Source organism: Brevundimonas sp. FV1ye4L (assembly GCF_058681255.1).
In genome coordinates, this window is the sequence record NZ_CM178734.1 from 2,303,068 (window position 1) to 2,315,526 (window position 12,459).

Sequence of the window (12,459 nt, forward strand, 5' to 3'; positions counted from 1 at the left end):
TTTCTCTCCTGCACCGTCTTGGGCGGCGCCTGCGGCTCGGTCTAAAGGGAGCATATGACGACGCACCTGCCCAGCTATGAAGGCGTTCTCGACGCCGCCCGCCAGATCGACGGCGTCGCCGTCCGCACGCCCCTGATCGAGAGCCCCGCCCTGAACGCCGTCGTGGGCGGCCGGGTTCTGATGAAGGCGGAAAACCTGCAGCGGGCCGGCGCCTTCAAGTTTCGCGGCGCCTATAACCGGATCAGCCGGCTGAACGCCGAGGAGAAGGCGCGCGGGGTCGTGGCCTTCTCCTCCGGCAATCATGCCCAGGGCGTGGCGGCGGCGGCGGCCCTGGTGGGGACGTCGGCCCTGATCGTCATGCCGTCAGATTCGCCGAAGGTGAAGATCGAGGGGGTGATCGGCTTTGGCGGCGAGGTGCGGCTGTATGATCGCTGGACCGAGAGCCGCGAAGCGATCGGGGCCGCCATCGCCGCCGAGCGGGGGTGCGTCCTCGTGCCGCCGTTCGACGACCCCTTCATCATCGAGGGTCAGGGGACGACGGCCCTGGAGATGCTGGACCAGGCCGATGCGCCGATGGACCAGCTGCTGTGCGGCGCCTCGGGCGGGGGGTTGATGGCCGGGATCAATCTGGTCATGGCCGAGCGCAGTCCGCAGACCCGCGTCCTGGTGGTCGAACCCGAGTCCTATGACGACACGGCCCGGTCGCTGGCGGCCGGGGAACGGGTCGGGCATCCGGCCGGATCGCCGTCGATCTGCGACGCCCTGATGGCGCCCATGCCGGGCGTGCTGACCTGGCCGATCAATAAGCGGCTGGCAGGCGCCGTGACCGTGTCCGACGTCGAGGTCGCCGAGGCGGTGCGGTTCGCCTTCCGCCACCTGAAACTGGTGGTGGAGCCCGGCGGGGCGGTGTCGCTGGCGGCGCTGCTAGCCGGCAAGGTCGAGGTCGCGGGGCTGACGACGGGCCTGATCCTGTCCGGCGGCAATGTCGATCCCGGCCTCTATGGCGAGATCATCGAGGGTCGTTTCGGCGCGTGACCTCTTTCCTTCCCCGTGCGGCTGGGTCAGCTTCGCGAAAAAGGGAGGATAGGATAATGAAGCCACAGGAACTCCAGGACCTGATCGGACAGGAGGTCGGGGTCTCGCGATGGTTCGAGGTCAGCCAGGCGCGGATCGACGCCTTCGCCGACTGCACCGAGGACCGGCAATTCATCCATGTCGATCCGGAGGCGGCCAAGGCCACGCCCTTCGGCGGGACCATCGCCCATGGTTTCCTGACCCTCAGCCTGGCCTCGGCCATGAGCTATGACGCCGTCGCGCCGCTGGAAGGTCTGACGATGGGGATCAACTACGGGTTCGACAAGCTGAGATTCCTGGCGCCCGTCCGAGCCGGGTCGCGCGTGCGCGGCCGGTTTCGCCTGCTGTCGGCCGAAGACAAGGGTGACGGTCGCTGGCTGCTGAAGCACGAGCTTACGGTAGAGATCGAAGGCGCCGACAAACCCGCCCTCGTCGCCGAGTGGCTGGGGATGCAGGTTACGACTCCCTAAACCGGCGCTCAGGGCTGCGCCCGCCGATGTCGGCCGTCATGGTGAATGCAAGTCCTCAGGAAACGGCCTAAAATCGTTCCAATCACGGCTGGGTCGCTAATTTAACCTGTAGCATCAATAGCACGATGTTGATCTCGGGGCCTTCTATCGCCCCGTTTTCGCCTCGACCTTCCACGGCAACGCTGATAAGACCCGCGCAGGCGGTAGACCCGCCCTAGATTACAACAGGCGGAGGGCTACCCCCTATGCGTATGAAGACTTTCGTGCTGGCCTCCAGCGCAGCGGCCGCTCTGGCCCTGTCCGCTGGCGTCGCGTCGGCCGAGCCGAACGGCTGGTACGGCGCGATCGACGCCGGCTACCAGATCATCGACGACATCAATGCAGAGTCGTCGATCACCGGCGCTAACTGGAACTATGAAGTCAACGACGGCTGGGCGGCCTTCGCCCGTCTCGGCTATCGCTTCAACCCCAGCTGGCGCGTTGAACTTGAAGGCGGCTATCGCTCGGGCGACATCGGCACGATCCGCGCCGTGTCGGGCAGCCAGGGCGTCTGCGCCGTCACCCCGGCCGCCGGCGCCTGCTATTCTCCGGAAGGCGACATCGAGTCGATGAGCCTGATGGCCAATGTCATATATGACTTCGGCTATGAAGCCTGGGGCGTGCGTCCGTTCGTCGGTCTCGGCGCCGGCGTGAACCACATCTCGACGGAAACGACCGGCTACCTCCGCGCGAACCGCGGCGCCAGCTTCGCAATCGACGACGACTCGACCGAGTTCGCCGCTCAGGCGATCGCCGGTCTGGCCTGGGCTGTCAGCGACCGCGCCAACATCGACCTGACCTATCGCTATCTGACCGGCGACGCCTCCTGGGCTTCGACGACCGTCGGCGTCGGCCCCGGCGCTACGGCCTTCGGCGAATGGGACGGCGACTACGACCAGTCGCACACCGTGACCCTGGGCCTGCGCTACAGCTTCGGCGCAGAAGAGATGGCTCCCCCGCCGCCTCCGCCCCCGCCGCCCCCGCCGCCGCCGCCTCCTCCGCCCCCGCCGCCGCCTCCGCCGGTCGCTCAGAAGCCGGCCGCGCGTCAGTTCGTCGTCTACTTCGACTGGGATCGTTCGGACCTGACGGCTGAAGCCCGCTCGGTCGTGAGCCAGGCCGCCAGCTACGCCAAGACCGGCGCTGCGACCCGCGTCGTCATCGTCGGCTACACCGACACCTCCGGCTCGGCCGCCTATAACCTCGGCCTGTCGAACCGTCGTTCGCGCACCGTCGCGGACGCCCTGGTCGCACAAGGCGTCAACGGCGGCGTCATCGCCCTGGACGGCAAGGGCGAAACCGCCCTGGCCAAGCCCACGGCTGACGGCGTGCGTGAGCCGCTGAACCGTCGCGCCACCATCGACATCAACTTCTAAGACCGTTCCAAGGGTCGGCCCGGATCCCGGGTCGACCTGAGGTCAGAAGCCTGTCGTAAGATTGAACGCCGCTTCCACCCGGAAGCGGCGTTTTTCTTTGGCTGTTGTTGTGTGTGAGCCGGCGCCTGCCCCTTCGGGCGTCAGTCTGCCGAGGATGTCAGCTGGATCTGGGGGTCGAGTGTTGTCGGCTGAGACGGTTGAAGAAACGCTTCCCCGACTAGGACGACGAGCGTGGCCGTAAAGATGGCGCTGACCAGCGCAATCCCCGCAAGCTTCAGACCCTGCCCAAACCCCGGACCGTCAGGCGCCACCAGACTTCTCCCACCACCACCCTCTCCGGGGAATCATACGGCGCGAGCCGGTGCAAATCACGGTTCGGTGCGCCCCATGAAAAAGGGCGGCGTCCATGACGCCGCCCTCCTTGAACGTTGCGACAGGTCAGATCAGCCCGTGAACGGCCGGATCAGGATCTCCACCCGTCGATTCTGGGCCTTGCCTTCAGGCGTCGCATTGGACGCCACCGGCTGGCTGGAGCTGACGCCCGCAACATACAGACGTTCAGCGATCACGCCCCGACGCACCAGTTCCGACGCGACGCTGGCCGCGCGACGTTCCGAAAGCGGCTGGTTGATGGCGTCGCCGCCCGACGAATCCGTATGGCCGACGATGTCGATGGTCGAACGGTCATATTCCTGCAGCACCCGCGCGACGTCGTCCAACACCGGCAGGAAGCGCGGATCGATCGACGACTGGTTGGTGGCGAAGGTGACGTCCGACGGCATGCGCAGCACGAGATTATCGCCCTGACGGGCGACGCCGACGCCGCTGCCCGACAGTTCAGCCTCCATGGCGCGCTGCTGGCGGTCCATATATTGGCCCACGGCGGCGCCGCCGAGCGCGCCGATGCCGGCGCCGATAAGGGCGTTCTTGCGTCCCTGCTCGCCGTTGGACGTATTGGTCAGATAGCCCAGCAGTGCGCCGCCCAGTGCGCCAGCTATGGCGCCCGTGCCGGTGTTGTTGCGGGTCGGGGTGGAGCTGTAGGGGTCGGTCGTGGTGCAGGCGGCGGTCCCCAGCAGGGCCGCGATGGAAACGCTGGCGACGAAGATCTTGGCGCGCATGGAATGGTCCTTCCGAATTGCAGTCTGGCGCAAAAACGCCTGCTTACTGTCTAGGTTCCAAGCTGTACCATAGATGAACAGGTCCTCCGCATCCGTCGGCGCGTAACGCCACCCTTCAGGACAATCCGCCCCGACTGACACAGAGGCGGAATAGGCGTATGAAGCCGCCGCATATCGCCTGAAGGAGACCGCCTGTGAGCTCGACCGAAACCCAGACCATCGCCCCCGGGGCCATCACGCCGGTTTCGATGACGCGCTATGACGCGGACTTCCAGGGTTTCAGCGACGCCTTGGGCGCATCCTTCGCGCGCTTCGGTTTCGCCGTGGTGGCGGACCACGGGCTGGACGAGGCGCGGATCGCCGCCGCTCTTGACGACGCCAAGGCCTTCTTCGCCCTGCCGGAAGAGGTGAAACGCCAATATCACCAACCGGGAACCGGGGGGGCGCGCGGACTGACCCCGTTCGGCGTCGAAGCGGCCAAGGGCGCCGCCACCGTCGATCTGAAGGAGTTCTGGCACGTGGGCCGCGAACTGCCGCAGGACCATCCGTACCGCCAGTTCATGCGGGACAATGTCTGGCCGACCGAGACGCCCGGCTTCAAGGCCCATGTCTATGGCATGTACGAGGATCTGGACGCCCTGGGGCGCAAGATCCTGAGGGCCATCGCGCGCTATCTGGGCCTGGACGACGGCTATTTCGACGACAAGGTCGAGATGGGCAACAGCGTGCTGCGGCTGCTGCACTACCCGCCGGTGCCGGCCGATGCGCCGGGCGTTCGCGCCGGGGCGCATGAGGACATCAATGTCATCACCCTGCTGCTGGGGGCCGAGGAGGCCGGACTGCAGTTGAAGGAGAAGGACGGTAGCTGGCTGGACATCGCCCCGCCGCCGGGCGCCCTGGTGATCAATATCGGCGACATGCTGCAGCGGCTGACCAATCATGTCCTGCCGTCGACGACCCACCGGGTGGTCAATCCGGCGCCGGAAAGGCGGGGCTTCGCCCGCTATTCGACGCCCTTCTTCCTGCACTTCAACCCGGACTTCCCGATCGAAACCCTGCCCACCGCGGTGACGCCGGACAATCCCGACCGCTACGCCGGAAAGACCATCACGGCCGAGGACTATCTGACCGAACGTCTCCGGGAAATCCGCCTGCTCTGACGGCGGCGGTTCAGCGGCTCAGCGCGCGATCCGCAGCTGGGTGATGTCGCGGCCGATGGCCTCGAAGGCCGCGACCAGGGCCGTTCCGCTGTTGGCGAGATAGGCCTTGTCGGACGAGGAGGCGCAGTTGGACAGCAGGGTGGCCGCCGCGCTGTTGGCGGCGATCGCAAAGCCGACGGTATAGACGACAACCCCCTCCTCCTCCTTCATGGCGGTGCAGAGCTTCTCAGCCTGCGAGGCGGAAGATCCGTTGCTGGCGTTCTGGTTGATCCGAACATCATTGTACGAATAGGAGCCGCCCAGCGAATTCTTGGCTATGACCCCGTTATAGTAGGGGGTGTTGAAGTCGCCGTCGGTCATCAGCACCACGGCCTTGATCGTCTTGAACTCATCATAGTCGTTGGCGGCCGAGGCGGACGGCCACAGGCTGTTGAAATTGGGCGCCACCGTGTACCAGCCCCAGGCCGTGCCAATATGGCCGGCGGTGGATCCACCGTCGGACAGGCTGTTGATGATGGCCTTCAGGCTGGCGCGGTCGCTGGTCAGGGGCTGAACGCCGACGGTGAGGCAGGTGTTCTCATTGGTGCTGGGATAGTTGCGGCCCACATAGGCAGACGCGGGCGAGGCGTCGGTATAGGCGGCGGATCCGATCCGCTCCGTCACGCAGTCGCTGATCTCATGAACGGACGTACTGCCAGCAGCATTTGTGTAAGCGAGATACTGGCAGCCGGCGACCGTGCAATAGGCCGTGCCGCCGCTGGAATAGCTGCCGCTGACGTTCTTGCTGATGACATAGGTAAAGGTGTCGGTCGTGCGAGCCGTGACGGTGAAGGCCGTGTTGGAGGAACTGCGGTTTGCATTGGTCGTGCTGTTGATCGCCATGCCTGACACCCCGGTTACGACGACGCGATCATTGACAGCGAATCCATGGTTCACTGCCTTCACCGTAATGGTGCAGCTGGTGGGGCTGTACGACGGCGTGCAGGCCTTGGTCGCGCCGGTAATCGTCTTGCCCGCCGCCACCGGACCCCGCGCCGCAGAGGCGCGCGATCCCAGGTTCACGCCCATCGAATAGGGGACGACGGACATGCGCGAAGTGTAGGGAGTCTGGACGTCCTTGACGACGATATCGACCATCTTGAGGGCGGCGGTCTTCAGGTCGGTGATCTTGCTGCCGCTCATCGAGCCGGTGATGTCGAGCACCATGGCCACTTCAAGATTCTTGGCCGACCGATTGACCTCGGAATGGACGTTGACGGGAATAGTGTCGTCGAGCAGTTGGCCATAGGGCGGCAGGACGATGTTGGCGACCAGGGTCTTCACCCGGCCGACCGCGTCGGAGACGACGACGGTCGTGCCGTTCATCACGACAGTGACATCGGAGTCCTGGATTGGCTCGATCTCAGTATTCTCGAGATTGGCCCGCAGAGTGATCAGGGTGACGGTCTTCAGGTCCTTGGGGTCCGTGTAGGACGACCGGGCCGCAGACAGGGTGGCGGCGTCCAGAGCGTCCTGAAACTGGGACCGGGCTGTGGTCACGCGGTGCAGATCAATGCCGCCGAGCGCCAGCATGGCGATGATCGGAAGGCTGAACGCGAAGATCATCGCCACATTGCCGCGCCGGTCGTGACCCAGGCGCGAGACGAGGCTGCAGAGGCGGCGGACCGCCCGACGGATCGATGGAGAGGCCAAGTTCGTCGCTTCCCTGCCGGGCGCACACGGCCCGTATGACGGCAGAATGCCGTCATACGGTTAAGAGAAGCCTCAAGCCTCAGGTTAACGGCGCCGCAGACTAAGCGCCGGGCGGCCTCAGGCCTCGGACCAGCCGCAGTCGCGGCCGCGGTTCTGGACGGTGAGCCATTCATTCAGCGGGGCGAAATAGTCGGCGACGGCGGACGCGTCATTGGTGGTCTCGCCGGTGAAGGCCTGCATCGCCTCGGGCCAGGGCTTGGACTGGCCCATTTCGAGCATGGCGTTGAAGCGGGCGCCGACCGCCTCGTTTCCATAGACCGAGCAGCGGTGCAGCGGGCCGGTCCAGCCCGCCTGTTTGCAGGCCGCGCGCTGGAACTGAAACTGGTAGATGTGGGCCAGGAAGTAGCGGGTATAGGGGGTGTTGCCCGGCACGTGATATTTTGCGCCCGGATCGAAGGCGTTGGTCGGACGCGGCCCCGGCGGAACCAGGCCCTGGTATTTCAGCATGTCGGCGCTCCAGGCGGCGTTGTACTGGTCCGGCGAGGTCTCGCCCGAGAAGACGCCCCAGCGCCAGCGGTCGACCATCAGGCCGAAGGGCAGGAAGGCGATCTTGTCCAAGGCCATCTTCAGCAGGAAGGGAATGTCCTCTTCCGCCCCCGGCGTCGTCTTCAGCAGGCCGATCTGGTTCAGATAGGTGGGGGTCAGGGCCGACAGGCCGACGAAATCCCCGATGGCCTCGTGGAAGCCGTCGTTGGCCCCGTTGCGGAACAGCATCGGCTGGTTCTTGTAGGCCCGCTGGTAGTAGTTGTGACCCAGCTCATGGTGGACGGTGTAGAAGTCGTCGCCGTTGACGTTGGTGCACATCTTGATGCGGATGTCGTCGGCATTGTCCAGGTCCCAGGCCGAGGCGTGGCAGACGACCTCGCGGTCGCGCGGACGCACGATCTGGCTGCGTTCCCAGAAGGTCTGGGGCAAGGGATCGAGGCCCAAGGAGACGTAGAAGCCCTCGCCCGTCCTGACCATCTTCACCGGGTCGTAGTCGGCGGTCTTCAGCAGTTCGGTCAGGTCGTAGCTGGAAGCGCCGCCGCTGGTCGGGGCCACGACGTCATAGATATTGCCCCACTGCTGCGACCACATATTGCCCAGCAGATCGGCGCGGATCGGGCCGTGGTCGGGCTGGACCGCGTCGCCGTATTTGGCGTTCAGCCGGGCGCGGACATAGCAGTGCAGGTTCTCGTAGAAGGGTTTGACCTGGGCCCAGAGCCGGTCGGTCTCATTGGCGAAATCGTCGGCGGGCATGTCGTAGCCGGAGCGCCACAGGGCGCCGGTGTCGGCGAAGCCCAATTCGCGCGCGCCCTCGTTGGCGATCTCGACCATGCGGGCGTAGTCATTCTTCATCACCGGCGAAATGGTGCGCCAACCTTCGTACAGGGCCTTGGTCTCGTTGGGGTCGCGGCTGTCGGCCAGGATCAGCGAGGCCTCGTCCAGGGTGATCGGCTGGCCCTTGAAGTCGAACTTGCCGGTCGAATAGGTCGAGTCCAACCGGGTGGTGATCTGCGACAGTTCCTCAGCCGCGCCGGGGCGGTTGGGGGCCGGCAGGACGATGCCGAGCCGCAGCAGGTTCAGCTTGCGCCGGACGACGGGATCCACCGCCACATCATTGAACCTGGCCGCCTGGTTGGCGAACTGGACCTGAAGCTCGGTCGCCTCGGCGTTGACCTTGGACTCCAGCCACATGGTGTCGAAGGTGATGTTGGTGGCGCGCGCCCACTGCACCCGGGCGGCGTATTCGCCGAAGGTCAGCATCTTGGCCTCGGCGTCGGCGACGAACTGGGTCGCGCCTTCGACGGTCGTCGGATAGTCGGCGCGCAGGCCGGTGGCGGTGACAGGGGCGGGGGTGAAGGGCTGTTCGCCGCCGCCGGCCTGAAGCGGCAGGGCTTCGTCCGGGATCGCGGTGGCGGCGCAGCCGGCGGTGAAGGCGAGGGCGCAGACCGCGACGGCGGTCATCATCTGACGCTTCATGATGGGATCTCCTGAACAGCGGGCGCAGGAGAGGTCAGGCCTGATCCGCCGTCAAGCGGAGCGGTTCAGCGGAGCTTTTTGGCGGCTATCGGCCTTCGGCCTACTTGAGCCGAATGCAGTCGTTCAGATCCTGAGTGCGGACCGTGCCCATGGCGGCCTGGATGCGCGAGGCGCGCCGGCGAACATAGGGGCCGGGCGAGGCGGCCTGGTAACGGCGCGGGGCTGGCAGGATGGCGGCGAGGCGGGCGGCCTCGCGTGGGGTCAGGTCGGCGGCGTCCTTGCCGAACCAGTGCTGGGCGGCGGCTTGGGCGCCATAGACGCCCGGCGCCCATTCGACCACGTTCAGATAGACCTCCATGATCCGCCGTTTGGACCAGACGGTCTCGATCAGGACGGTGTAGCCCGCCTCGAATCCCTTGCGGATCCAGTCGCGGCCCGGCCAGAGGAAGACGTTCTTGGCCGTTTGCTGGCTGATGGTCGAGCCGCCGCGCATGCGGCCGCCCTCGGCGTTATGATCCAGCGCCTTCTGGATCGCCTCGATGTCGAAGCCGTGGTGGCTGCAGAAACGGGCGTCCTCGGCGGCGATGGCGGCGTTGACCAGATTGGGCGAGATGTCGTTCAGCCCGCGCCACTGATAGTCCAGACCCTCGCCGCGCACGGCCTGGCGCAGCATCAATATGGTCGGAGCGGGCGGCACGACGGCGACGATCAGCACCCCGCCGATCGGCAGCAGGGCCAGGACCGCCAGGGCGATCAGGGCCGCCCGGAACCAACCCTTTTTCCGCCCGCGCGCCATTAGAGGATCAAGACCCCGGCCGCGCCGTCCTCGTCCGCCCAGGCGACCTTGTCGGCGGCGGGGCTGAGCGACAGGGCGACGATGGTCGGGCCCTTCTCGGCCTTGACGAAGTTCAGGCCATGGGCGGCCGGATGTGCGACCCAAACGCGGCCGTCGGTCAGGCCGGCGGCCAGCAGGCCATGTTCCGTCCGGGCCGAGACCAGATTGACCAGGGTAGAGTCGTCATAGCCGATCTCGCTCGCCTCGCGCCCCATGGGGCCGTTCGAGCCGACGAAGGGCCACAGGACGGCGCCTTGGGCGCCCGAGGTGGCCAGAAGCTGGCCGTTGGCGAGGAAGGCCAGCGAGCGGACCTTGGACGGATAGCCGCCCATGCGCAGGTTCTTGGCGTCCTTCAGCCGCCAGCCGTGCAGCTGACTGTCCTGCATGGTGGTGACCACAAAGGCCCCGTCGGGTGAAAAGGCCACGGCGGTGTGCGAGCCGGCCCAGGCCAGTTTGATCGGTTGCTGCTTCTCGATCCGGGCGTACCAGAGGGCGGCGCCGCCGTAGGTCGAGGCGGCGATACGCCGGCCCTTGGGATCGAAGGCGACCCCGGAGACGGTGCGCTCATGCTGAAAATCACGACGGAAGCCGGCGTCCTTCGGATCGATCACCGACAGGGTGCGGCCCCAGGAGAAGGCGACCAGGCCTGAAGCCAACGAAGCGTCGATGGAGTCGATCCACAGGTTCTTGGCCGTGGCCAGGACGAGGGGGGCCTCGCCGGGGCGGCTCCAGACCACCTGGCCGTCGTCGCCGCCGGTGACGATCCCCTCGCCGCTCGGGTGGACGGCGGCGCACAGCACGGCCCCGTCATGGGCCTGGACCGTCGCGCCGTCCTCGAACCGAACCGAGCCGTCGCCGAGGGCGAAGACGGCGCCGGCGCTGTCGAACAGGGCGGCGGTGACCTGGGCGTCGAAATCGAAGTTCATGCGGGACGCGTTAGCGGGTTGCGGGGACGGGAGCAAATCGCGGGCTTTATTCTCCCTCCCCTTCATGGGGAGGGATGATCGCGCAGCGATCCGGGTGGGGGCGTTAGGGCGGAGCGAGGTCTGACTGCCCCACCCCGGCTACGCTACCCTCCGCCGCCCCTCCCCATGAAAGGGAGGGAGAAGACTACACCGGGTCGGTGGGCGAAGGCGCCACAGGCGCCGGCGCGGCCTGGGCCTTGGCGGGTTCTTCCGGGAGGGGGATGAATTCCAGATCGTCCTCGCTGGGCAGGGCCATCCGGCCCGCCTTCCAGTCGGCCTTGGCCTGATCGATGCGGGCCTGGCTGGAGGCGACGAAATTCCACCAGATCAGGCGCTCCCCGACCGGCTCGCCCCCCATGACCATGACGGTCGATTGGACCAGCGCCTTGATGGTGGGCTCGGCCGTCGGCTCAAGCACGATCATCTGGCCTTCGTGGAAGGTGCGGTCGCCGACCTCGATGGAGCCCTTGGCCACGAACAGGGCGCGCTCGCTCATGCCGCCGGCGCCCTTGCCCGGAGGGGGCGCGGTGCGGACGCCGGGCTGAAGCTCCCAATGGACATAGAAGAGCGGCGACGCCACAGGTACGGCCGCCTTGGCGCCGTAAGCCTCGCCCGCCACCAGACGCGCGAACAGGCCGCCGTTCTCGTAGGCGGGCTGGGCGTCCTCATCCAGGTGATGGAAGGAGGGATCGATCTCCTCGGCCTCATTCGGCAGGGCGATCCAGGCCTGCATCCCGTGCATCGGCCCGCCTCGGCTCTTCTTCAGCGGGTCGGTGCGCTCGGAATGGACGATGCCCTTGCCGGCGGTCATCCAGTTCACCTCGCCGGGGCGGATGGGCTGGTTATAGCCGAGGTTGTCATGGTGCATGATCTCACCCTCGAACAGATAGGTGAGGGTCGACAGGCCGATGTGCGGATGCGGCCGCACGTCGATGGCCGTGGCGCCCGGCGCGAACTCGGCCGGCCCCATCTGGTCCAGGAAGATGAAGGGCCCGACCATCCGGCGCGAATGGAAGGGCAGGACGCGGCCGACCTCGAACCCGCCCAGGTCCTTGCGGCGCGCGTCGATCACCAGTTCGATCATGATTTCGGCATCCCTCGGCGGAGACGCCGCCGAACAGTCTTATCCGACGTGAGGGGTGACTATGCCAAGAGGCAGGGCGGTCACATTCTTCACGCCACGGGTGACGATATGGCTCTCGCAGTCCGAGACGATGCCTAGGGCCAGCAGCTTCTCACGCAGGAATTTGTCGAAGGCGTGCATGTCGGACGTGATGATCCGCAGCACATAGTCTTCGCGCCCCGTGATGGTGGCGCACTGGACGACCTCGGGCCATTTGGCGACGGCGGCCTCGAAGATGTCGAGGTTCTCGGCCGACGGCAGCATCAGTTTGACGATGGCGTAGACCTCGAAGTCCAGACCCAGAAGTTGCGCGTTCAACAGGGTGACGCGCTTGGTGATCAGGCCGGAATCCTCCAGCCGTTTGATCCGGCGCCAGCAGGGCGAGGCCGACAGACCGACCCGGTCAGCGACCTCCGCCACAGACAGGCCGGCGTCTTGTTGCAGGATATCCAGGATCCGAGCGTCGATGGGATCGAGTTCGTCCGCCAATGCGTTTCTCCGATTAACAGTATGGCGAAATAAAATACCCTAAATCGGGATTTCGCAAGGTCAAATTGAGCGAGCACCTGCTTAGGCGCCGTGTTATCA

The 12,459-nt window shown here is 66.2% G+C and carries 11 protein-coding genes; 4 read left to right on the forward strand and 7 right to left on the reverse strand.

Annotation, left to right across the window (positions count from 1 at the left end; all coding sequences use genetic code 11):
* The first annotated feature begins 54 nt into the window (after positions 1 to 54).
* The 3 genes from ACW17X_RS11155 to ACW17X_RS11165 all read left to right on the forward strand — a co-directional run bounded on the left by ACW17X_RS11155 (position 55) and on the right by ACW17X_RS11165 (position 2,956).
* On the forward strand, positions 55 to 1,035 hold the full coding sequence (locus ACW17X_RS11155) for a threonine ammonia-lyase (RefSeq protein WP_492097400.1): 981 nt from the start codon (positions 55 to 57) through the stop codon (positions 1,033 to 1,035).
* 56 nt (positions 1,036 to 1,091) lie between these two features.
* Positions 1,092 to 1,544 carry a MaoC family dehydratase gene (locus tag ACW17X_RS11160; protein WP_492097402.1) on the forward strand — a complete coding sequence of 151 codons (453 nt, stop codon included), beginning with the start codon at positions 1,092 to 1,094 and terminating at the stop codon, positions 1,542 to 1,544.
* A 251-nt stretch (positions 1,545 to 1,795) separates the two neighbouring features.
* Positions 1,796 to 2,956, forward strand: coding sequence for an OmpA family protein (locus tag ACW17X_RS11165; protein WP_492100463.1), 1,161 nt, complete (start codon positions 1,796 to 1,798; stop codon positions 2,954 to 2,956).
* Positions 2,957 to 3,399: 443 nt separating this feature from the next.
* Here the strand turns inward: ACW17X_RS11165 and ACW17X_RS11170 are convergent, their stop codons facing one another.
* Positions 3,400 to 4,074 (reverse strand): YiaD family glycine zipper/OmpA-like lipoprotein, encoded by a 675-nt coding sequence (locus tag ACW17X_RS11170; protein WP_492097404.1) that lies wholly within the window; start codon positions 4,072 to 4,074, stop codon positions 3,400 to 3,402.
* Between the two features lie 248 nt (positions 4,075 to 4,322).
* Between ACW17X_RS11170 and ACW17X_RS11175 the strand changes: the two genes are divergently transcribed.
* Positions 4,323 to 5,234 (forward strand): isopenicillin N synthase family dioxygenase, encoded by a 912-nt coding sequence (locus ACW17X_RS11175; protein WP_492100464.1) that lies wholly within the window; start codon positions 4,323 to 4,325, stop codon positions 5,232 to 5,234.
* Between the two features lie 18 nt (positions 5,235 to 5,252).
* On the opposite strand, the gene ACW17X_RS11180 is transcribed toward ACW17X_RS11175, so the two are convergent.
* The 6 genes from ACW17X_RS11180 to ACW17X_RS11205 form a co-directional block, all read right to left on the reverse strand.
* Positions 5,253 to 6,926, reverse strand: a complete 1,674-nt coding sequence (locus tag ACW17X_RS11180) for a TadE/TadG family type IV pilus assembly protein (RefSeq protein WP_492097406.1) — start codon at positions 6,924 to 6,926, stop codon at positions 5,253 to 5,255.
* A gap of 117 nt (positions 6,927 to 7,043) precedes the next feature.
* Positions 7,044 to 8,948, reverse strand: a complete 1,905-nt coding sequence (locus ACW17X_RS11185) for a M2 family metallopeptidase (protein WP_492097408.1) — start codon at positions 8,946 to 8,948, stop codon at positions 7,044 to 7,046.
* A 100-nt stretch (positions 8,949 to 9,048) separates the two neighbouring features.
* Positions 9,049 to 9,744, reverse strand: a complete 696-nt coding sequence (gene mtgA, locus ACW17X_RS11190; RefSeq protein ID WP_492097410.1) for a monofunctional biosynthetic peptidoglycan transglycosylase — start codon at positions 9,742 to 9,744, stop codon at positions 9,049 to 9,051.
* Positions 9,744 to 10,709, reverse strand: a complete 966-nt coding sequence (locus ACW17X_RS11195) for a WD40 repeat domain-containing protein (RefSeq protein WP_492097412.1) — start codon at positions 10,707 to 10,709, stop codon at positions 9,744 to 9,746. The genes mtgA and ACW17X_RS11195 overlap by 1 nt, the downstream gene beginning before the upstream one ends.
* A gap of 184 nt (positions 10,710 to 10,893) precedes the next feature.
* On the reverse strand, positions 10,894 to 11,832 hold the full coding sequence (locus ACW17X_RS11200; RefSeq protein WP_492097414.1) for a pirin family protein: 939 nt from the start codon (positions 11,830 to 11,832) through the stop codon (positions 10,894 to 10,896).
* Between the two features lie 39 nt (positions 11,833 to 11,871).
* Positions 11,872 to 12,360 carry an Lrp/AsnC family transcriptional regulator gene (locus tag ACW17X_RS11205; protein ID WP_166621736.1) on the reverse strand — a complete coding sequence of 163 codons (489 nt, stop codon included), beginning with the start codon at positions 12,358 to 12,360 and terminating at the stop codon, positions 11,872 to 11,874.
* Positions 12,361 to 12,459 lie beyond the last annotated feature (99 nt).

Excerpts from the sequence above, each read along its gene's own strand:
- ACW17X_RS11165 (WP_492100463.1), top strand. The coding sequence starts at position 1,796 with ATGAAGACTTTCGTGCTGGCCTCCAGCGCAGCGGCCGCTCTGGCCCTG.
- ACW17X_RS11175 (WP_492100464.1), top strand. The coding sequence starts at position 4,323 with ATGACGCGCTATGACGCGGACTTCCAGGGTTTCAGCGACGCCTTGGGC.
- ACW17X_RS11160 (WP_492097402.1), top strand. The coding sequence starts at position 1,092 with ATGAAGCCACAGGAACTCCAGGACCTGATCGGACAGGAGGTCGGGGTC.
- ACW17X_RS11200 (WP_492097414.1), bottom strand. The coding sequence starts at position 11,832 with ATGATCGAACTGGTGATCGACGCGCGCCGCAAGGACCTGGGCGGGTTC.
- ACW17X_RS11170 (WP_492097404.1), bottom strand. The coding sequence starts at position 4,074 with ATGCGCGCCAAGATCTTCGTCGCCAGCGTTTCCATCGCGGCCCTGCTG.
- ACW17X_RS11155 (WP_492097400.1), top strand. The coding sequence starts at position 55 with ATGACGACGCACCTGCCCAGCTATGAAGGCGTTCTCGACGCCGCCCGC.
- mtgA (WP_492097410.1), bottom strand. The coding sequence starts at position 9,744 with ATGGCGCGCGGGCGGAAAAAGGGTTGGTTCCGGGCGGCCCTGATCGCC.
- ACW17X_RS11185 (WP_492097408.1), bottom strand. The coding sequence starts at position 8,948 with ATGAAGCGTCAGATGATGACCGCCGTCGCGGTCTGCGCCCTCGCCTTC.
- ACW17X_RS11195 (WP_492097412.1), bottom strand. The coding sequence starts at position 10,709 with ATGAACTTCGATTTCGACGCCCAGGTCACCGCCGCCCTGTTCGACAGC.